General features: G+C 58.6%; 20 protein-coding genes. 9 read left to right on the top strand and 11 right to left on the bottom strand.

Features of this window, described 5'->3' with window-relative positions:
• Positions 1 to 169: 169 nt before the first annotated feature.
• The 4 genes from DWU98_RS02930 to DWU98_RS02915 form a co-directional block, all read right to left on the bottom strand.
• Positions 170 to 1,222 carry a hypothetical protein gene (locus tag DWU98_RS02930; protein ID WP_115493941.1) on the bottom strand — a complete coding sequence of 351 codons (1,053 nt, stop codon included), beginning with the start codon at positions 1,220 to 1,222 and terminating at the stop codon, positions 170 to 172.
• 301 nt (positions 1,223 to 1,523) lie between these two features.
• Complete coding sequence (locus DWU98_RS02925) at positions 1,524 to 2,573, bottom strand: hypothetical protein (protein WP_115493940.1); 1,050 nt, start codon at positions 2,571 to 2,573, stop codon at positions 1,524 to 1,526.
• A 667-nt stretch (positions 2,574 to 3,240) separates the two neighbouring features.
• A complete protein-coding gene (locus DWU98_RS02920; RefSeq protein WP_115494174.1) occupies positions 3,241 to 4,215 on the bottom strand; it encodes an AraC family transcriptional regulator in 975 nt (324 codons plus the stop codon).
• A gap of 10 nt (positions 4,216 to 4,225) precedes the next feature.
• Entirely contained in the window at positions 4,226 to 4,792 is a 567-nt protein-coding gene (locus DWU98_RS02915) for an OsmC family protein (RefSeq protein WP_230474629.1), read from the bottom strand.
• A gap of 182 nt (positions 4,793 to 4,974) precedes the next feature.
• Here DWU98_RS02915 and mddA point away from each other — a divergent pair, with 182 nt between their 5' ends.
• Positions 4,975 to 5,712 carry a methanethiol S-methyltransferase gene (gene mddA / locus DWU98_RS02910; RefSeq protein ID WP_115493939.1) on the top strand — a complete coding sequence of 246 codons (738 nt, stop codon included), beginning with the start codon at positions 4,975 to 4,977 and terminating at the stop codon, positions 5,710 to 5,712.
• A gap of 336 nt (positions 5,713 to 6,048) precedes the next feature.
• On the opposite strand, the gene DWU98_RS02905 is transcribed toward mddA, so the two are convergent.
• From DWU98_RS02905 to DWU98_RS02895, 3 genes are all read right to left on the bottom strand, one after another.
• Positions 6,049 to 6,642 (bottom strand): hypothetical protein, encoded by a 594-nt coding sequence (locus tag DWU98_RS02905; protein ID WP_230474628.1) that lies wholly within the window; start codon positions 6,640 to 6,642, stop codon positions 6,049 to 6,051.
• 16 nt (positions 6,643 to 6,658) lie between these two features.
• Positions 6,659 to 7,735, bottom strand: a complete 1,077-nt coding sequence (locus DWU98_RS22150; RefSeq protein ID WP_230474627.1) for a hypothetical protein — start codon at positions 7,733 to 7,735, stop codon at positions 6,659 to 6,661.
• A gap of 117 nt (positions 7,736 to 7,852) precedes the next feature.
• Positions 7,853 to 8,611 carry a nitroreductase family protein gene (locus tag DWU98_RS02895; RefSeq protein WP_230474626.1) on the bottom strand — a complete coding sequence of 253 codons (759 nt, stop codon included), beginning with the start codon at positions 8,609 to 8,611 and terminating at the stop codon, positions 7,853 to 7,855.
• Positions 8,612 to 8,662: 51 nt separating this feature from the next.
• On the opposite strand from DWU98_RS02895, the gene DWU98_RS02890 reads away from it, so the two are divergent.
• From DWU98_RS02890 to DWU98_RS02860, 6 genes are all read left to right on the top strand, one after another.
• Complete coding sequence (locus DWU98_RS02890) at positions 8,663 to 9,325, top strand: TetR/AcrR family transcriptional regulator (protein ID WP_115493938.1); 663 nt, start codon at positions 8,663 to 8,665, stop codon at positions 9,323 to 9,325.
• Positions 9,326 to 9,355: 30 nt separating this feature from the next.
• Positions 9,356 to 10,198, top strand: a complete 843-nt coding sequence (locus DWU98_RS02885; RefSeq protein ID WP_115493937.1) for a class I SAM-dependent methyltransferase — start codon at positions 9,356 to 9,358, stop codon at positions 10,196 to 10,198.
• Positions 10,199 to 10,322: 124 nt separating this feature from the next.
• Positions 10,323 to 11,567: an NnrS family protein gene (locus tag DWU98_RS02880; RefSeq protein WP_115493936.1), complete on the top strand. Its 1,245-nt coding sequence runs from the start codon at positions 10,323 to 10,325 to the stop codon at positions 11,565 to 11,567.
• Between the two features lie 5 nt (positions 11,568 to 11,572).
• Positions 11,573 to 11,785 carry a DUF3820 family protein gene (locus DWU98_RS02875; RefSeq protein WP_115493935.1) on the top strand — a complete coding sequence of 71 codons (213 nt, stop codon included), beginning with the start codon at positions 11,573 to 11,575 and terminating at the stop codon, positions 11,783 to 11,785.
• A gap of 183 nt (positions 11,786 to 11,968) precedes the next feature.
• Positions 11,969 to 12,511, top strand: a complete 543-nt coding sequence (locus DWU98_RS02870; RefSeq protein WP_115493934.1) for a cytochrome P460 family protein — start codon at positions 11,969 to 11,971, stop codon at positions 12,509 to 12,511.
• A gap of 563 nt (positions 12,512 to 13,074) precedes the next feature.
• Positions 13,075 to 16,251 carry a TonB-dependent receptor plug domain-containing protein gene (locus DWU98_RS02860; RefSeq protein WP_115493932.1) on the top strand — a complete coding sequence of 1,059 codons (3,177 nt, stop codon included), beginning with the start codon at positions 13,075 to 13,077 and terminating at the stop codon, positions 16,249 to 16,251.
• Positions 16,252 to 16,366: 115 nt separating this feature from the next.
• Here DWU98_RS02860 and DWU98_RS02855 read toward each other — a convergent pair whose 3' ends face one another.
• From DWU98_RS02855 to DWU98_RS02845, 3 genes are all read right to left on the bottom strand, one after another.
• On the bottom strand, positions 16,367 to 17,527 hold the full coding sequence (locus tag DWU98_RS02855; protein WP_115493931.1) for a glutathionylspermidine synthase family protein: 1,161 nt from the start codon (positions 17,525 to 17,527) through the stop codon (positions 16,367 to 16,369).
• A gap of 31 nt (positions 17,528 to 17,558) precedes the next feature.
• On the bottom strand, positions 17,559 to 18,128 hold the full coding sequence (locus DWU98_RS02850; protein ID WP_158544926.1) for a DUF1190 domain-containing protein: 570 nt from the start codon (positions 18,126 to 18,128) through the stop codon (positions 17,559 to 17,561).
• A gap of 188 nt (positions 18,129 to 18,316) precedes the next feature.
• Positions 18,317 to 18,952, bottom strand: a complete 636-nt coding sequence (locus DWU98_RS02845) for a TetR/AcrR family transcriptional regulator (protein WP_115494169.1) — start codon at positions 18,950 to 18,952, stop codon at positions 18,317 to 18,319.
• A gap of 159 nt (positions 18,953 to 19,111) precedes the next feature.
• Here DWU98_RS02845 and DWU98_RS02840 point away from each other — a divergent pair, with 159 nt between their 5' ends.
• A complete protein-coding gene (locus DWU98_RS02840) occupies positions 19,112 to 19,513 on the top strand; it encodes a nuclear transport factor 2 family protein (protein ID WP_115494168.1) in 402 nt (133 codons plus the stop codon).
• Positions 19,514 to 19,534: 21 nt separating this feature from the next.
• Positions 19,535 to 20,293: an SDR family oxidoreductase gene (locus tag DWU98_RS02835; RefSeq protein WP_115493929.1), complete on the top strand. Its 759-nt coding sequence runs from the start codon at positions 19,535 to 19,537 to the stop codon at positions 20,291 to 20,293.
• A 115-nt stretch (positions 20,294 to 20,408) separates the two neighbouring features.
• Here the strand turns inward: DWU98_RS02835 and thpR are convergent, their stop codons facing one another.
• Positions 20,409 to 20,987 carry an RNA 2',3'-cyclic phosphodiesterase gene (gene thpR / locus DWU98_RS02830; protein WP_115493928.1) on the bottom strand — a complete coding sequence of 193 codons (579 nt, stop codon included), beginning with the start codon at positions 20,985 to 20,987 and terminating at the stop codon, positions 20,409 to 20,411.
• Positions 20,988 to 21,067: the final 80 nt, after the last annotated feature.

Raw genomic sequence — 21,067 nt, 5'->3', positions numbered from 1 at the left:
TACACCGTTTGCTTTAGGTACTCGCGGAATTTATAGGGCAGCGATAAGACCAGCGTCCTCGCACATGCGTCAAATAACCTTCTCAAACGCGAGATGCCATCAAAAAAAAGCCGAGGGATCCCTCCCCCGGCTCTTCTCAGCATCACGCAGCGAACTGCGTTAGCTTGGCTTAGTTGGACTCGGTGAACTTGATCGACGGGTTGGTGCCGCCCGAAGCAGTGCAGCTGCCGAGGTTCAAGTTGTTGCTTTCACCAGTGGTGCCCGAATCGGCCACGCAGGTCGGTGCAGCGGTGGAGCCATCGCTCACGGCCAGGTTCACGGTGATGGAGCTGCCGCTGTTGAATTCGGCTTCCGAACCGCCAGCATTGCCGACCACGTTGAACTCGCCGGTGTTCCACACCGACGCGATATCCAGCGTGCTGTCCTTCTGGCTGGTGCTGTAGGCTTCGCCGTCATAGGTGACGACAGCCGTGTCGTTACCACCGGTGGCGGCCGTACCGGTCAGCTTCAAGCTGGCCAGCGCGGTGGGCGAGATATCCGGCGGCAGCGCAGCGTTGCTGTTCTTGTAGCAATCGCCTTCGCCATCGCTACCGAAGCCGCTCGGGCAACGGCTGCTGCCGTAGCCGATCAGCCAGTCCTGCATGAAGATGGCGCCTTCGCCATTTTCTTCGTAGTCGGTCGCATACACCCACTGCTGCCACACGGTGCAACCGGAGTGGCCTTTGCATGCCGCACTGGTGGAGGTGAATTGCGTGTTGAGCTGCACGGAGTATTCGTTGGCGCCCAGGATGCCGCCATCGCCGTAGGCCGGCACGCCAACACTCTTTTCGGAGGTCACACCCGTGACCGTCGGGAACGTGCCGACAGCGCTGGTGATGTGATGCGAGCCGGTGTTGATGGTGTAGTCGTTGCCGTTACCGGCGGTCTGCGGTTCGGCGAAAAGATAATAACGGGGCATTGGGTGAAAAGCGGGATGCAGCGTCGAGCACCCGACCTGATGCCAAATGATGCTCGGATAGCTGGCATGGAAGCAGCCTTCCGAAGGCGTGGCGATCTGCGCCATGTTTTCGCGCCAAGCCGCGCGCGCGGCCTGCTCGATGGGACCGACCTGCTGAGCGGTGGACTGCCCGAAAACATCCGTGGACGGCGCTGCGAAAGCAGCAGGAACACACATGGCGCTGATAAGCGCGGCGGCGAGTGCGAACTTGAACGTTGCTTGCATTGATGTCTCCCCACTATGCAAATGGCTATCGGTTTAAAACTTCTGGACCATCCAGAAGCCTCGGTACTTCCAACAACAATTCGCCTCCGTGCAACAGCTCCCCCTGCCCACGAAGCTGAGGCTTCTTCACGCGCACATCACGTTTGCATGCGCGCAACGAGCAGCCATACCGATAAGACGCGATGCTGTAGCGCTTCCCTACCTGCAAAACATTGCGACACAAAAAAAGAGCCGAGGGATCGCTCCCTCGGCTCTTGCACGATTTCGAAACGCAGCGCGCTGCGATCCGATTTAGTTCGATTTAATTCGATTCGGTGAACTGGATCGACGGGTTCGAACCACCCGATGCCGTGCAGCTACCCAGGTTCAAGTTATTGCTCTCGCCGGTGGTGCCCGAATCGGCCACGCAGGTCGGGGCGCTGGTGGAACCATCGCTCACCGCCAGATTCACGGTGATGGACGAACCGCTGTTGAACTCGGCTTCCGAACCACCGGCATTGCCAACCACATTGAATTCACCGGTGTTCCACACCGACGCGATATCCAGCGTGCTGTCTGCCTGACTGGTGCTGTAGGCATCGCCGTCATACGTGACGACAGCGGTGTCATTGCCACCGGTGGCGGCCGTACCCGTCAGCTTCAGGCTGGCCAGCGCGGTAGGCGAGATATCCGGCGGGAGCGCGGCATTGCTGTTCTTGTAGCAATCGCCTTCGCCATCGCTACCAAACCCGCTCGGGCAACGGCTGCTGCCGTAGCCGATCAACCAATCCTGCATGAAGATGGCGCCTTCGCCATTTTCTTCGTAGTCGGTCGCATACACCCACTGCTGCCACACGGTGCAGCCGGAGTGGCTCTTGCACGCCGCCGTGGTGGAGGTGAACTGTGTATTGAGCTGCACCGAATATTCGTTGGAACCCAGGATGCCGCCGTCACCGTAGGCCGGCACGCCAACGCTCTGCTCGGACGTCACGCCCGTGACCGTCGGGAAGGTGCCGATCGCGCTGGTGATGTGATGCGAACCGGTATTGATGGTGTAGTCGTTACCGTTGCCGGCCGTCTGCGGTTCGCCGAAACGATAATAATGCGGCATCGGGTGCACGGCCGGACGCAGCGTCGAGCAGCCGATCTGATGCCAAATGATGCTCGGATAGCTGGCGTGGAAGCAGCCTTGCGACGGCGTGGCGACTTGCGTCATCGTCTCACGCCATGCCGCACGAGCAGCCTGCTCGATCGGCCCCACCTGCTGAGCGGCGGGTTGACCAAAAACATCGACCGACGGGGCGGCGAACGCAGCGGGAACGCATGCTGCGCTAATGAGACCAGCGAGTAACAGAAATTGCTTAGCTTGCATTGATAATCTCCCCAGGATGTTTCGATGAGAGCCCTTGGACCACCCAAGAGCCACCGTACTCACAACAGCGACTGCATCCATGCCACTCCCCTGTCACGTCTCTTTACCTAGAAACGCGATTCACAATTCATCGGCGTGAGCGCAGTCGCATCGAGCCATTCCCATCGACGCCACGGGACAAAACGACATCATCCGCCTGCGCAGACACGGTGTTTTTTCGCAAAGCCGAGCCCAGCACCGCGCCCGTCGGCGCAGTCTTTAATGAGCTGCTGGCTGGAGTGTTTTCCCCTGGAAAAACCTAAAGGCGCGTGACCATTGCGTCTCCTCACCACTTAATATCGAGCGTTTATATGTGCCGTTACTGCAATCGAATTGCTCGGTCGGCGAAATTCAGAATGGGGGCGATGGCGTGTAGAGAGTGTGATATGAATACGCATTCGGAGTGTTTGCTCGCATATAGATTGCGCACTACGTCACTATTTTTTTGCATGCAGTGCAACAGCAAAAAATAGCGGCGCGGTGACGCATTGCATCGCCCTATAAGTGAACCGCAAATGTCGTGAACCTTACTCAATCGTGAGCGGAACGATTCAGCGCCACACGCATGTCATCGCGCAGGACGCAGCGGAACGCATGGCCCGAAGCCGCACGCCATCACCTTCACAGGCTAGCGCACGGGCTGCTCCCGTACCGTTTGACGGCGGCGCCACGTGGCCGGCGCAATACCGTACTCACGATGAAATGCCCGGCTGAACGCCGTATCCGTCTGGTAGCCGACGTCCTCGGCAATGCGCGCAAGCGTGGCATTGCTCCGGCACAGCAAATTCGCAGCCAGCACCATGCGCCACTGTGTGAGGTATTGCATCGGCGTGCTTCCCACCAGGTGATGAAAGCGTTCGGCGAGTACGGAACGCGACGTGTTCGCCGTGCTTGCGAGTTCGTCCAACGTCCAGCCGTATGCCGGGCGTTGGTGCAGCGCATTGAGTGCCAGGCCCACCATGGGGTCGGCCAAGCCGGCAAGCCATCCGGTGTGGTCGTTGCATGGATCGTTCATGTGCAGACGCAACACCTCGATAAACAGCAATTCGGCCAACTTTGCCAACACGCCCGCACCACCGGGCCTGGGTGAGCGTGCTTCGTTCAGTGCGTAACGTACCGAAGCCTCCAACCATAGGCCGGCGTCGGATCCACGCACATTCACGCGCACAAGCGCTGGCAGTCCGCCGAGCAGCATATGCGCCAGGCGTGCATCACACGCCAGATAACCACAAACAATACGCGTGACCGGACCGCCGCCGCCATAGGCAAGCAGGCGCGGCCTGCGTGACAACACGTCCGTCAGGGGCGCACCTTTGCCGGGCACCAGGCCCGGCTGCGAACACATCAGGTGTGCGTCGCCATGCGGAAATATCACCACATCGCCGGCATGAAGGCAGGTCGGCGCACAACCCTCCAGCTCGACGAAACAGGTTCCCTCAGTAATCAAATGGAAAATAACGACGCGCTCGGCGCCCGGTTCCAGCAAATGCGCAACGGAGTCCGCGCGAGGCGATTGATAACACCAGGGTGCGGTGAATCTGGCCTGGATGAAGATGGCGCCCACCAAGCGCACGACGCGCAGGATTTCGGAGAAGGCATCCATCGCGGCCATCTCAATGCGCCGCCGTGTCGATCTGCATATGTACGCGAACCATGTTTTCCACCGCGCAGGAAATGGGCGAGCATCGACGGCTTCGCTCGACCAGATCGCACAGTCGCGCGGGCGACGCATCACGTGCATTGATGCGTACGCGCCATTGCATATCGCAAGGGCCCGCAAACACTTGTTCACCATCCTGGCCCTTCATGCCAAGAATGCCGCGTGCATCGGTACGGCTGGATACCGTGACTTCCAGCAAGGTCAGTTCCACGCCCTCGGCGGCCGCGTTCATTGCGATGGAGGTCGCAAGGCATGACGCCACGCCCGCTCTGAACAACCACCCCGGCGTAACCTGGTCGCCGCTCCCACCGAGTTCGCGGGGAATATCGGTCAGCACCTGCGTGCCATGGGCATCACCGGAGACGACGCGCGTGTCGTGCTGCCAATGCGAGATGGCGGGCATGTCATCGTGAAGCCCCCGCTGGGGATGATGTTGCAACACGTCTCTTGCACGCCGTACAGCTTCAGCAATGCGCTGCGCCATCGCAATGCCCTCTTCGCCCGTGCGTGTGAGGTTCATCGCCCGCAAGTGGCCGGACGATGGGACAGGTCGGGGCGACGCGCGGGTAGGACATCACCGGCCTGGCGACCCACAGTACTCCCATCTATTCAACCCGTCAGCGGCAGCCACCGGTTTCTTCACGTCCCGTCTTTCGATCGAGGTTTGGCCATACCGCTGGCACTGTCCGGGAGGGCTCGTCCATGATTCGCTTGCTGTGTTTTATTTATGGCTTAGTTTGCTATCTGGCTTTCTTCGCAACGTTCCTTTATCTGATCGGCTTCGTCGGTAACCTGCCCGTTCCCAAGACGATCGACGGCGGTACACCTGCATCTCTGGGCAAAACGATAAGCATCGACCTCGCCCTGGTTGCGCTGTTCGCCTTCCAACACAGCGTGATGGCGAGGCCGGGTTTCAAACGCTGGTGGACGCGTTTCATGCCGCAAGCCATCGAACGCAGCAGCTATGTGCTGCTGGCCAGCCTCATCCTGTGTTTGCTGTTCTGGCGCTGGGTGCCGATCACGCAAGAGGTGTGGCACCTGCATGCACCTTTCGTGACGACGGTGCTATGGGTGTTGTTTGCGCTGGGTTGGCTGGTGGTATTGACCAGCACGTATCTGATCAATCATTTCGACTTGTTCGGGCTGCGCCAGGTGTATTTGAACCTCAGAAACCGCAGCTACGCGCCGATTGGATTTCGCACACCCTTCCTTTATCGCATCGTGCGACATCCGCTCATGCTCGGCTTTCTGGTTTCGTTCTGGGCCGCACCGGTCATGACACGCGGACACCTGCTTTTTGCGGCCGCCATGACGATGTACGTCCTGATCGCGCTACAGCTGGAGGAACGCGACATGGCTACCTATTTCGGCGAGCCCTACCGCACCTATCGCCGTCGCGTTGCGATGCTTCTTCCTTGGCGTGTGCGGCGTGGGGTTTAAAAAACACACGACAGCGGACAGTCGTCCATCGCTGCCCGCTGTCCGCGTCCTGTCCGCATCACACGGACAACCGTCCGCGGACAGTTATCGATGCTTAGCGAAATACCGTGAAAACGGCTCTCCAATGCGGCTTTTCAGCACCCATGAGTGCTTGGCACGAGGCTTGCTCTATCTATCTCGAAAGCCTCACTCACCTCACTGGAGAACGATCATGAAATTCGAAACCCTGATGCTCAACAGCCTGTTCGCAGCCTGCCTGGTACTGTGCGTCAGCACGCTTGGCGCGATGCTGGTCTGATCGGTAGGAAAGCGTGATGTCGCTCGCTTTGTCACGCATCACTGCGCGATTCGCGTGTCATCCGCTATCCAGTTCGTTTCCCACGTTTTGCCTTCATCCGCGGAGAACGCTTGCTCGAAGTGGATGGCATCGGCACTGCGCGGGGTGATGACAAAGCGCACCACGATGGGTTTTCCATCCCAGGTCTCTTTGTCATAGAACACACCACGCCCATGGGCGAATCCACCTAAGGTGGGTGTACCGAGTGTGCCGCTGCGGCTGTTGACCACGTACAAACCCCACTGATGCGTGGCAGGGTTGTACAGCCTCAACGACGCCAGCATCAGATGGCTGGATGCGTTCTTCATATCCAGCTCCACCAGGTTGGCCACGCCATTCCATATTTTGTGATCTACGGTGATGCCGGTGTAGTCGACCCAGGTCTTGGAGCCCGTCAAGGGATGCGCCAGCATCGATACATGCGTGTTCCACTTTCCGAATTCGAAATCGAAATCGTGCTGTCCATCGCGGGGTGCCGGTGACACCGCATCAGCCGGCATCGGCGTTTTCGTGGACGATTGCGCGTTGCTATGCACGGTGCATAGCGCAGTGATTGCGCAAAAGCATAGACACAGACGCTTCGCAGTAGTCATGGCACGCACCTTGGGTCTATCGCATGGCTGTCGTTGCTTGCGTGGCGAGGCTGGAGTTATTGATCCAATTCACCTCCCAGGTCTTTCCCGCATCGCTTGAAAAAGCCTGCTCCTCGCTCGCCGCACCCTTCAATTGGGAGAAAATGAAACGGCAATCGATGGCATGACCGTTCAATTGGTCTTTGCTATAGAACTCGCCGCTGCCGTTCTTGAACACACCCACCATGGGTATGCCAAGTTCGCCGCCGCCGCGCTTGGCAAAATTCAAGCTCCATTGCTGCTTTTTTGGGTTGTACAAGCGTAACGAAAGAAACTGAAGATGGCCGGAAGGCCCTTGCGTGTCGATTACCGCCAGATTGGCGCGCCCACCCCACACCCTGTCCACCGCTACCGTTCCGTCCAACGGCGCCCACGTATGCGAGCCGGTCAACGGATCTTTCAGGCGCGACATGTGGATGCGCCATGTGCCTAACTGCCAGTCGAAATCGTGCTGCGCGGCCGGCTCAGCGCTGGCCGAAGACGCATCGTCTTGCGCAGCGCCGGGTGCTTTGCGGTTCAAATTCGCAATGAAGTGGGTTTCCCATGTCTTGCCGCCATCCGGCGAATAAGCCTCTTCGAAGTGGTAGGTGTTGGGCGTCGCCTCGGAATAGATGTCGCGAACCAGCACGGCACGGCCGTTGACGGTTTCCTTGTCGTAAAACGCACCGCGACCTTGCTTGAAGCTGCCGACCATGGCGTTACCCACGGTGCCGTCGTCACTATCGACCCAATACAGGCTCCACTGATGCGTCGCGGCGTTGTAGAGTCGCAGTGTCAATCCCTGGAAGTGACTGGCGCCGCTACCGGCCTCCAGTTCCTCCAGGTTTCCGCCGCCATCCCAGATCTTGCGAGTCTTCACCGTGCCGCTCAGTTCGGTCCAGTCGGTAGAACCGGTCAACGGATGGTTGAGCATCTTGATGTGCGTCGTGAAAGTGCCGATACCGAAATCGAAGTCGTGATCACCATCCGCCGGCTGCGCATGGAGCACCAGCGAGCTGACTCCAAGCATCAATCCAACCAGCACGTGGACGGAGCGTTTGCTGACCCCAGTCATGGATTTCTCCCAAGTCGCGCAGTAACACTGCATGGCAGAAACTAGACCTAAAAGTGGCTTGCAAAAATAGCCACTACGCTACAATTTCATATGACCACTTTGGATGTCTTGCCGCACTTAATGCTCGACGATGGCAGCGTCAAATGGAACGCGCCAGCGCGGCTCGATACGCGCATCCAGTGCGCGCCGCCCAACGGCAATGACCACCGGAATCACCGTGCCACGCGGTAGCTTCAATAGCCGCGCAAGCTTGCGTGCGCTGAAACCTTCCATCGGGCAACTGTCGAGGCCTTTGGCTGCTATCGCAAGCAAAAGCGTTTGCACCGCGTAGAGGCTATTGCGCGTCGCCCAGTGGCGCATACCCGATGGCCCCAATGGCACAAACATCAGTACAGGATCGATCCAGCTCGCCAAGGCCATTAAAGGTGTCCAAAGCGATATGCCCGCGATGCGGCCAAACAAGCGTTGAATCTTGAGTTGCTTGCGGTGATACGCCCGCGACGCCTCATCCAGCTCGGGACACACCTCCACCTGTTCGACCCAGCCGTCGAGCGTGCGCGCGCATAACGCGTTACTGACCGCTAAAACGATCAATGCCCAGGCCCCTGCAGCGGCGCGCTGATTGTGGCAGGCGGCAGCGCATTGAGCGCGCAGATGCGGGGCCCGTATCCAATGAAACTGATAGGGCTGAAGATTGTTGCTGGATGGCGCCAGCTGCGCTTCTGCCAGCACGGCACGCATATCCTCATCGGCCACCGCGCCGCCATCGAAGTCCCGCACTGCACGACGATGGGCGTTGATGGCACAAAACGCTGCCCATGTATCGGTCACGGGCTCGGCCATGACATCACGCTCGGCGGCAAGACAGGTATCCATGGCGAATATAATGTAAGCTAAAACTTGCTTTGCCAACTTGCATTGCAACCCATGCCAAAACCTCGGACACATCCGCGCAAACGCCCGCGGCAGGCCCGCTCCAACGCCACGGTGGAGGCCATCCTGCAAGCGGCTACTTACATTCTGGTCAAGGACGGTTGGGCTCGCTTCACCACCAACCGGATCGCCGAGCGCGCCGGCGTCAACATCGCCTCGCTCTACCAGTATTTTCCCAATAAGGAATCGATCGTTATCGAACTGCAGCGTCGGCATATGGAGAAGGCAACCCGCGCTGCGCCCGACGCCATCGCCACCTTGCAGGCCAAAGGCGATCTGCGTGCGTTGTTCAAGGCATTGGCGACGGCCAGCATGGAAGAACACCGCGCAGCACCGGCACTGCACCGCGTCTTTGCCGAAGAGCTGCCCCGCTCCGCGCGGCGCGCGAATCCCGCGCACGAGGCGCAGGTGCATGCGTTGCTGATGAGCCTGGTTCGCCCTCACGCGCGAAACGTGCCCGATCTGGACCTGGCCACCTTCATCGTACGTGCCGCAGGCCACGCGATTGTCCACGAAGCGGCCAACGAGCGTCCGGAATTACTGGAGCGGCCCGAATTCGCCGAGGAAATCGCCTTGCTGATGGAGCGCTACCTGTGTCGACCCGAGCCACCTGCGGCAAAACGCAGCAAGACACGCGCGCAAACAACGCGAAAATAACGCCGACGGTTTTACCAAGGAGAATTCATCGTGCCGCACTATTCCGGCCCCTTGCTCACACGATCCACTGCCCAAGCGCTGTCCGCCTCGCGCGATAGCGGCGCGAGCGAGTGGAACGGTTCGCTGGACTTGAACCGCACGAACGGCACGGCCTGCTTGCACGCCGATAGCTGGGAATGGAAAGGCCAGCACTACCCTTATCCGCCCAAAGTGAAAGAGCGCACCATCTATTACTGGGATGGCGAGGACTTCGCGCCGGTATCGCGCTTTTCCGGCTCGTTGATCAAATTGGTTCCCACTGAATGGGGCGCACCCACCTTCGAGATCGACGGCATCAAGATGCTGCCCACCGCGAAGGAATCGCCCCTCGACGATGCCCGCCGCAAAGTGGCGCTGGTCGAGCCGCGCGGCAAGGTACTGCTCGATACCTGCGGTGGGCTGGGTTATTTCGCCGCCTGTTGTCTGGAAGGCGGTGTGGCGCAGATCCATTCGTTCGAAAAGAATGCCGACGTACTGTGGTTGCGCACGCTCAATCCGTGGTCGCCCGATCCCCATGCTCCGGCCAGCGGTGACCGCTTGCGACTCACGCATGCCGACGTGTCGCATACCATCACGCACATTCCCGATGCGTCGATCGATGCGCTGCTGCATGATCCGCCCCGCTTCGGCATTGCCGGCGAGCTCTATTCGCAGGCGTTCTACGACCAGCTCGCCCGCGTGCTGCGCCGTGGCGGCCGGCTGTTCCACTACACCGGCAGCCCGAACAAACTCACCAGCGATCGCGATGTACCGCAAGAGGTTGCCAAGCGGCTGGACAAAGCGGGATTCAACGCACAACTCGCGCTGGACGGCGTCTTGGCGATACGGCGTTAGAGGGCATCCACTACCGCCATGAAGCGGCGATCACTTGCAGACCCGATCATCTGTAGCCGCCATAATCTCAAACATTTGGCGACGTCCACGGCGCCATCATTCCTTCGACCTGGATCACGACACCATGCCTACGCCCCGCACACGTGCCGCCACTGATTCCACAAGCGAGCCTTGGCCGATCCTCTTCGCCGCACCGCATCGCCTGTTGTTCTTCGGTGGCGCACTCGCGGTGATGACCAGCATGACGTGGTGGGCCTTGCAGTTGTCTGCGTGGCGCTTTGGCTGGCGCAACTGGCCCGCGCCGTCGATCCCGGCGGGTTGGGCGCACGCCGTGCTCACCCAGTACGGCATGCTTCCGCTCTTCATGTTCGGCTTTCTGCTGACGGTCTTCCCGCGCTGGCTGGAGCGACCGGCGTTGTCGCGCGCGCATTACGTCCCTGTTGCCGGCGCTATTTTTGCAGGGTATCTGCTGGCGCATCTGGGCCTACTCGGTTGGCGTTTGCTGCTATGCATTGGGTTGGAGCTGATGCTGCTGGGCTATGTCGCGGGCGTGAGGGTGCTGGCGGTGGCGCTAAAGGAATCGCGTAAACGCAATGCGCACGCGTGGTCCTGCCTTACCGCGCTGGTCGTTGGCACGGTAGGGCTTGGCTGCTTTCTTGCGTTCGTATTCGGCGCATCCACGACCACGGCATTGATTGCGATCAATCTGGGTACGTTCGGCCTGCTGCTGCCGGTCTACTTCACCGTATCGCACCGGATGATCCCCTTTTTCAGCGCAAACGTCGTGCCCGGTTATGCCAGTCGCCGCCCGGCGTGGAGCATACCTGTCGTGTGGATGTTGCTCGTCCTGCATATCGTGCTCAGCGCACTCCATCATGCGGCATGGCTGTGGATTCCCGACGCTGCATTGGCGGGCGTGTTTGCCTGGCACGCGCTGGCCTGGCAGCCGTGGAAAGCCATGCAGCCCGGTTTGCTGGCCGTGCTTCATCTTGCCTTCGCCTGGTTGCCGATTGCGTTTGTGCTCTACACCGTGCAGAGCGTGTGGCTGCTGCTCAACCATACGGCCATCCTTGGGCTTGCACCGCTGCATGTCATGACGATCGGTTATTTCGGATCGATGCTGGTTGCCATGGTCACTCGTGTGACGCATGGCCACTCCGGACGCCCGCTGCAGATGGGTTTCATTGCATGGACATGTTTCATTCTGCTGCAGGTCGTGGTGCTTCTACGCGTGCGCGCCGAACTGGGCGGCGATACGCTAACGTGGCTGGTGATTGCCGCATGTGGCTGGCTGGTAGCGTTCCTGCCGTGGGTGCTGCGCTCGTTGTGGATGTACCTGACACCGCGCGTTGATCAACGTCCGGGTTGAGGCGCATGAAGCCTGAAGATCTGCAGCGACTGGTCACTGTCACCATGCCCTACGGCAAATACCAAGACCGCCTGATCGCGGACTTGCCTGGCGCGTATCTGGCTTGGTTTGCTCGCAAAGGTTTTCCACCTGACGACCTGGGTAACTTGCTGGCACTGATGCTTGAGCTCGATCACAACGGACTGAAGCCTTTGCTGGAACCGCTACGGAAGCGCTGATGCGTTACGCGATCTCCCGTTGACCACGGTCGCTTCCGTTTTGTCTCGTAGCAATTAGGCAGCAAATGCCTAACACCTGTTTCACCCTGCAGGTGCAAGAGTGGCCGCCCGCATCGTACGCCGCCCCGCTGCGATTACATCGCTCGTTCTGGTTCTTCTCGAACCATCGCGGAGGGCATTGACATGAAATCCAAGAGCACCACGGTCGCTGTCATCGCTGCTGCTTCGTGTGCGGTCGTCGGAAGTATGGTCGGCATCGCGCTCGCACAGCAGGATAGAGACACGCTGAGCATACCCAATGGACTGGCCTTCTCCGACTTCAAAGGGTACGACACTTGGCAAGACGTCGCGGTGAGTGAAACCAAGACCAGCGTCAAAGCGATTCTCGCCAACGCGGTGATGATCGAAGCCTACAAGGAAGGTATACCCGGTAATGGCAAGCCTTTCCCTGAAGGCTCCAAGATCGTCAAGATCGAATGGCTGAAGAAGGTGAATACCAAGTCACCGTATTTTGTCGAGGTGCCGGACACTCTGAAGTCGCTCTCGTTTATCGAAAAAGACTCCACGCGGTTTCCGAAGACGCACGGCTGGGCCTATGCGCAATTTACCTACGACACCGCGTCACGGACCCTCAAGCCGTCGATGACTGGCGCCGAATGCGGTTATTCATGCCACACGCGCGTGGCCTCGCAAGATTATATTTTTACGGCTTATCCGCCGAGGTAAGCATCCATCAGGTGGGGTTGCTCGCGCCGCCCCCTTCCCTGGTGGACGAATACCCTCTTCCCTGGGGATAGCGTCAAGCGCTGATAGCTCCCCTGAAGAAGCACGGCAAACGTGCAGCAGATGTCGATTTTCTCGCCCCTCAATCGTCGTTTAAATGCAGAGACCTTGCCGGACGAGATGTACCGTGCGCCCGTAAGGGTTGACTGCGGCTTGAAGGCGCTCCGCGGAGGTGAAAAATCCGGGGCGTCAGGATTGAAACGTCGACATTTTCGCTGTTGAGTCACCCAGCTTTCGTTGACGCATAGGTCGCATGGTTACCTGCGACAACCTATCGAAGGCGGAGTGCTTAATGGCGCTTTGAATCATCGACACCACCACAAAAGTGGTGGGGTGCCGCCCTTCCTGGAAATCCGCCATGCACGGTACCGCTGTGCCGGTCACCGTGCTGAGGATTGCCGCCGGCATAGGGCCGGATGGCACCACGGCACCTGCGCACATGAACACCAACAACAACAGGAGTTAGCAGACATGTAATCACCCAGCGCAAGACGGGAGGATCTTTCATGAGCATGCGACATCAAACGATGGCCAATGCCATACGCATGGCATTAGCCCTAGGGAGCTGTGTGTTGACGACGGTAGCGGCGGGACAAACCGCAACCTCCGGACAACAATCCCCCACAGCAAACACCCAGACGGTTCCCCCAACCACTTCGACACCTTCGTCAAACGCGTCAACCCAACCGACGCAAGCGCAAACCGCGACCAACGCACCGTCCACCCAAAAAACGACCACCCTGCAAGGCATCACGGTTACCGGTTCGTTGATTCGCAGCGTTGACGTGGAAACGGCGCAACCAGTGACGGAACTGACGCACGAGGCACTGCAGCAACAGGGCTTTGTCAGTGTCGGTCAGATTCTGCAGAACGTTTCTTCGGTGGGCTCCTCCGGCACCAGCAATCAAAGTGCCTTGGGCAACATCGTCGGCCAGTACGTAAGCCTTCGCGGCCTGGGTGCGCCGCGCACCTTGGTGCTGGTCGATGGCCAGCGATGGACCACGGATATCTTCGGCGAAACCGACCTGAGCACGATACCGAGCTCGATCATCGATCACGTCGAAATTCTGCAGGATGGTGCATCGGCGATTTATGGCTCCGATGCCATTGCCGGCGTGGTCAACATCATTACCAAAAAGGATTTCGACGGTCTTCAGCTGGATACCTACAACAGCATGTATTCGCCAGGGAGCGACGGCAAAAACAGCCAATTCAGCCTCACTGGAGGTAAAAAGTTTTCCCGCGGCTCGTTCCTGATCAATGCAACCATCCAGAACACCGACGGGCTGATGGCAGATGATCGCGCTTACAGCAAGTATGGCTTTTTCAGCTTTGGGCCCAATTATCCCCAGAGCCAGACGGTGCCCTCGCCTTTCGGCACCATCACCGGCGCGCTCAATCCCGCAACAGGATTGCCGGTGAATCTGCCGCAACTGGCCAATGGCCCGCTCACCGTCAACATGGGTCAGAACGGGCTTGATATCGCGAACTATCACGTCAACACGTTTGGCTCGCAATACCCGTCGCCCTACTTCAACAACGACTATCAGAACTCGGCATTTCTTGAGAGCTTGATGCCCGACAATCGACAGCGGTCGTATTTAATGAAAGGTGATTACAAGCTGACGGATCACATCACGGCCAATGTCACCGGCACGTACAACACCAACAACTCCACCACGAGTATTGGCGGCTATCCGCTCAGTTCGCTGACGCCGGCCAACGGTGCGCATCTGGCCGAGGCGCTTGGCCTGCCCGCAAGCGCTTTCCCGGCGGTTTACTTTCCGTCGCTGTCGTCGCTGAGCTATTACAATCCGTTGCCGGGCAACAATCTCCAGTTCGAGTTGCCGCTGCAATATCCCAATCGCGTCGTTTACAACAAAATCAAACAATACGGCTGGCGCGCGGGCCTGGAAGGCGATTTCACGCTCGGCGAAAACGAGTTCGACTGGGACGCGGGCTACAGCGACTATCGCTATGAGCAATCGAGTTTCGGTCCGGGCAACCTCAATTTGGTTCACCTGGAACAGGCGGTCGGGCCATCCTTCATGGGTCCTGGCGGCGTCGTGGAATGCGGCACGCCCGGTCACGTGACCGCCGGTTGCGTACCGCTTAATCCGTTCTCCGGCTCAGGCGGCCTGACACCGGCCGAACTCAACTACCTCAACATCATTGCCGGCACGCGCTCGTTCAGCGAAATGAAAACCGTGTCCGCCAATCTGTCCGGTGACATGTTCACGCTTCCGCAATCCATGGGCAGCGGCGATGTGACCTTTGCCGTCGGCGCCGATCATCGCGACATTTCCGGTGGTGCCACGCCCGATACCTATACGCAGCTTGGCCTCAACACCAATCTGCAGCAGAACGCAGGCAGTGGTTCTTACGGGCTGAACGAGGCGTACGCCGAGGTGAACATTCCTGTTCTCAAGGAGCTGCCGGGTGCGCAACTGTTGGACATCGACCTCGCGCATCGTTTCTCGCGCTACACCAACTTCGGCAATACCAACAACAATCAGTTCAAATTGTCGTGGCAGCCGATTCAAGACCTGCTGGTTCGTGCCAGTTACGGCACGGGTTTCCGCGCACCGGCCATCGCCAATCTCTATGGCGGCACATTGCAAAGCTTCACGAACTACACCGATCCGTGCGACGTCAACTTCGGCCTGACAGGTAATGCCACCGTCAAGCAGCGCTGCTTGAACGGGTTTGCCGGATTGCCTGCAGTAGGCCCCGGTTATACGCAGCTCATTCCCAATGGCCAGCCGATCCCCGCACCGGATCAAACCAGCACGACGCCGTTTTTCACCGGGGCCAACGCCAGTCTGAAACCGGAAACCTCAAGGAGCTATACCGCGGGTTTCGTTTATAGCCCGCATTACCTCACCGGCTTTAATGCCACTATGGACTGGTACCGCATCCGCATCGCCAACGTCATCACGCTACCTACGGCGACCAGCATTCTCGACAATTGCTACCTGTTGGGAGAAACACAGCAATGCGGGCAATTTCAGCGTTCGGCCGTGGCAGGCCCGTTCCAGGGACAAGTGATCAACCTGCTGCAGGCGCTAGTGAACCAGGGTTTCGTGGAAGAGCGCGGCGAAGACCTGGACTTGAGCTACCTATTTCCTGATACACCGATTGGACGGTTCAAGTTCGACTCCACCAGCACCTATATCGATTCGGTGAAGGAGCAGACCACGCCGGGCGGCCCCGTCATTTCCAATACGCTTGGCGGTTACGATACGGTGCTGGGCCCGCTGTGGCGTTTTCGCTCCACGGTCAATCTGAATTGGAGTTACAAACAATTCGCAGCGACCTGGACGATCCGCTACTACTCCTCGCTGTCGGAGCCGTGCATAGCGCCCAACCCGGCGCTGAACGAATACTTCCCTTGCAACAATCCCACTAAGGACCTTGCCAACTCACCGAACGGTCTGAATCGGCAAGGAGGCCTTGCTTTCAATGATCTGCAAGTGAGTTGGGAGGCGCCGTGGAAGGGGCGCATTGCACTGGGCGCTACCGATCTCTTCAATCGCAAAGCGCCGCTCTCCTACTCTGGCGTTTATAGCGTGGCAGGCCCGCTCGGCCCGACGGGAACGGATGGTTACAGCAGTTATCCGTACAACCCGCAATACGATATTGGCCGTGTCATTTATCTCAAGTACGAGCAGAAGTTCTTCTAGCTGCATGCGTTGTTCTGCGCTGGCCGCTTGCCAGGGCGATATGCAAAAACAAAGGACGCGGTTCATCCGCGTCCTTTGTGGCCAGGGTAATGCAACAAGGTTTCTGTTCAGCCGGTCAAAGGATCACATGCGGTACAAAGCGGGATGTGTCGCGCGTAATAAGCGTGGCATCTTCGCGAATGCCCATGCCCGCCGGCGCATCCCCGACTACCCAGCTACCTATCAGCGGATAACCGCCGTCAAAACGCGGAAGTGGATAAAAAGCCTGGCGGATGACGGGGCATTGCGTATAACGGCCAGGCGACCTGATGTGCTCGCCATCAGGCAGTGCCATATGCACATTGGCGCCTTCGCGCGAAAACAGCGGCTTGCGAATCCATCCCGGCGACAACGTCGTGTCCACGCGATCCTCATAGAACGCGGGCAGGAGATTGGGATGACCGGGATAGCGTTCCCACAGCAATGGCAAGATACCTTTGTTGCTCAGCACCGCTTTCCATGGTGGCTCGATCAACTGAAGCTGCGCATGAGGAAGATAGGGTCCGTATTCATTCGTGAACATCATTTCGAGCGGATACAGCTTGAATAGCGAACCGAGCAACTTGTGCCGCAAATCCGTGAACTGGCCTTTGCTGGAAAGGCCAATATCCTCCAGTGCAATCACCTCGCTGGACACGCCCGCTTGCATGGCGCAGTCGCGCAGATACGCGATGGTGCCCTGGTCCTCGGCGCTATGGCGCACGGCGGTGAAATAAAAAGGCTTGCGCAGAGCCTTCGCCATCGCAGCGAAGGCGAGAATAAGCAATTCTTGAATCTGGTTGTATTGGTCGGCCGTTCGCGGGAGCGCACCGCGGTGCTGTTGCTCCTCCAGCCATATCCACTGGAAAAAGGCCGCCTCGTAGATCGAGGTGGGTGTGTCGTAATTGAGCTCGTATAACTTGGCAGGTCCCGCGCCGTCATAGGCCAGATCCATGCGTCCATATAGATGCGGCTGTCGTTGACGCCATGAATCGGCAATCCAGTCCCAGTAATGCACTGGAATCGCAAGCCGCCTCATCAATGCTTCGCTGCGAACAATATCGTCCATGAGGGAAAGCGCGAGCTGATGGATCTCACCGGTCGGCGCTTCGATATCGCGCTCTATCTGCTCGAGCGTAAACGCGTAGTACGCCGACTCATCCCAATAGGGCGCGCCATCGATGGTGTGAAACAGAAAACCGTAGCGTTCGGCGGTGGCCTGCCAATCGGGGCGAGGTGCAATGGCAATGCGTTTCACAAAACTCCCCTTCGCGCACCGACAGGCTTAGTTATTCCCCACCGCCTTCGCCACCCTCACCTTCACCGCCACCAAAACCGCCTCGGCTGACGGTATCGCCTTCGCCGGCCACCTCGTCGGAAGGAACATTATTCCATCCGCTGCTACCACCACTATAACCAGCGCCCGAGTTTCCACCCGAGCCTGAGCCCGAATGAACCGTGCCGTATTGCGGGGAATACTCTTTTGAATCGCGGTTGAGAAATACCGGACCCGCCGGAAAATACGATGTCCGGCTATCGCGAATTACACGTGCAATCAAAAACCCGTTCATGCTCGGGCGCCAATACACAACGCCGGAATTATCCGTCTGCTGCTCGCAGGTGTCGGCATCGTAGTTGGCACTGCATTGCGCATAGAGCGCGTAATGGGGCGCCTGTTTAGTTTCCTCAGCCTTCGCCTCGCTAAACGCGTTCTGGCAACTGGAGAGCGGCACCTTTGCCTGCGTACAAGCGTCTATCGAGGCAAATACGTGCTGACTCTTTTGAGTATCGTCGCAGGCGCTTATAAGCAGCGGTGTCAGGCCCATCAAAACGAGGGAGGCTTTTTTTGAACGTTTCATGCCGGCCCCTGACGACATTGCTGACGATGCTTCAAGCGCGCGCAGCACCAACACGGCGCGGCCATGTCGGCCGCGGCAAACAGGTTTTTCATTGCCCCCTGCTCCTTTCCTTAGAACTGGATTCCCCGGGCGATGCTATCACCGCCCGCCAGGGGCCGCAAAAATTTTCGCCCCAGCTCGACAAAGCGTCAGCGCGTACTCCGTTTCTTCGTCCTCTGGCTACGTTTTGCATCGGGTCTGATGGTTCCCAATAACTCCTGACACCCGTCTTTCAAAATCTCATCGGCGAGTGCGGAGTCAACCTCCAGGACAGCACGCGAAAGCATCAGCGCGCCGACCATCTGACTGAAAAGCGTGATGGCTTTTTTCCTTTTCTCTTGCGGATTCTCGCCATCGATCAGATTCGCGAGCTGATCGAAATTCCACGTGAGTCCACGCGCATAGGCCTGTCGCGCTTCCTTGCCGAGTCGCCGAATATCGCCGGCGTAGGCTGTCAACGGACAACCCGTTTCGATGTTGGCGCGATGATCGGCGGACAGGTACCACGCGATATACCGCTGCATGGGCGTGCTCGTATCTCCCTTCGCCGCGTTGACGCCGGCAACGAGCAGGGCCGCGCCATCTTCCATCGCCTTCTCCAGCACGGCGGCGACCAGGGCGTCCTTCGATTTGAAGTGGTTGTAAAAGCCGCCCTGGGTGAAGCCCGCGGCCTTGGTGAGCTCTGCCAGCCCCACGGCAGCCACCCCGCGCTCGCGGAAGAGCTTCTCCGCCGCCTCGACAATAGCTCTTTTGTTTTCAATGGCTTGCTGCTTCGAAACGCCCATTTGCCCACTCCCGATCATGCGACTGCCTACGGTTTCTTCAACAACACAATGGTGATCACCATTGACAATGGTCCGAGGGCAATTCATTCTACCCCATGTCGATGGTGATCACCATTGTGGCTCCAGGCCGGCATTAAACCGTTCGAAGAGGAAACGACCATGTCAACGACATCGCCCGAACAGAACAAGGCGCTTGTCCTCAAGGCATTCGACACGCTGTTCAACCAGCGCGACTACGAAGCTGCCGAGCGTTTCTGGTCCGACAGCTATATCCAGCACAGCGCGCACATCGAGCCGGGCCGCGATGGCCTGTTCAATCTGATCCGCAGCATCCCCAGCGGCTTGCATTATGAGCACGGGATGATTCTCGCCGAGGGCGATTACGTCATCGTGCACGGGCGCTTTACCGGCACCGGGCGTCCGTCCGCATGGATCGCCGCGGACGTTCTTCGCATCGAGAACGGCAAGCTCGCCGAGCACTGGGACGTACTGCAAGACGAAGCAACGCTAACCGAATCCAAGAGCGGATTGCCCATGTTCGGCAATCGCTTCCCCGCTTGAATCCATCCAAGGAGAACCCTCATGAAACTCACCGGCAACACTATCTTTATTACTGGCGGCGGCTCAGGCATTGGCCGCGGGCTTGCCGAATCGCTGCATAAGCTGGGCAACAAGGTCATCATTGCCGGACGGCGGCGCAGTCATCTCAACGCCGTTATCGCGGCCAATCCCGGCATGGAAGCGATTGAACTGGACATCGCCGATCCGCTCAGCATCGAGCATGTGGCGAAAACGTTGATCGCCAACTATCCAGAACTCAATGTTCTCATCAATAACGCCGGCATCATGCAAGCGGATACCGTTGCCGGAAAGGTCGACGATGCACTGTTGACGTCGACGATCACAACCAATCTCATCGGGCCGATCCGCATGACGTCGGCGCTGATCGAACACCTGAAAACCAGGAAAAATGCCGTCGTGGCATACACGAGTTCCGTGCTCGCCTTCGTGCCGCTGGCCGTTACCGGCATCTACTCATCGACCAAAGCGGCGCTGCATTCCTACGTCTTGTCGCAACGATTCATGCTGCGTAATACCGGCGTTCGTGTGCTTGAAATTGCGCCTCCGTGGGTGCGTACCGAACTGATGAACAGCCAGGAAGCCGAGCAAGCGATGCCGCTGGATCAGTTCATTGTCGAAACGATGAAAGTGCTTGGCACGGATGCGGATGAAATCCTGGTCGATGCAGCCAAGCAGTTTCGTTCCAATGTTGGGCCGAACGAGCATGGCTTCGTCAACGGTTTCAACGAGCAGGCGCTTGCGATCTTTGGCAGTGCTTGAAATCGCTCGTCGATATTGCGGGCTAAAAAAAGCGGAGTGCGTTCCCGTTAAAGGGCACTCCACCCCTGTTCGTCATTCCGGCGCACGAAGGCCGGAATGACGAACAGGGTCGGTATCAGAGCAACGCCTTGCTCGCCAAGCGGATATGCCGTGTCTTGCCCAACAAGCTATGAATAAGCAAGACCTCGTTTACCGCCCAAGTTATCGGCTCGATCTTCTCCAACGGCATCGTGGCTTTGCCATACGCCACGGTCATATGCGGCACATACGAACCATGCGTCCATTGACCTAAGGACGACGTGCGCAGATGCGTGGCCAGTTGCTTATGCAACGCATGCAGCCGTTCGTTACCATCGCTTGCAGCAAGCACCAACGGGCTTTTGGATTGGCGGTTACCGAAGCTGCCGATCTGATCGAAGCGAATGGTCAGCGATTCCGCCGTCAGGTGTGAAAGCGCCTCGCCAGCACTATCGACCAAGGCGGGCGGCAGGTCGGTGTAGTCGCCCAGATGAAACAGCGTAACGTGCAAGCGGCTAGTTTCTACTGCACCGGCTTCCAGATGATGGCTGGCGAGGTAGTCGTTGGCGATGGCGGCCAGTTGTGCAGCGTCGTGAGCGTTGGGAAAGGCCGCCAGGAACAGGCGATCAGTGGGAACCGCCGGTTCGAAGCCTGGCAAGGATGCTTGGCTGGGCATGATGGTTTTCTTCTGAGTTGCTTGCACTTGGGTCGGCTTATTTTACGACAAGCAGAGGCCGGACCCGATCGCACGTTGGC

The sequence above is a fragment of the Dyella monticola genome (assembly GCF_003363155.1).
Lineage (GTDB): Bacteria > Pseudomonadota > Gammaproteobacteria > Xanthomonadales > Rhodanobacteraceae > Dyella_B > Dyella_B monticola.
Note: the sequence above shows the minus strand (reverse complement) of the source record. Positions and strands in the feature narration are given on the sequence as shown.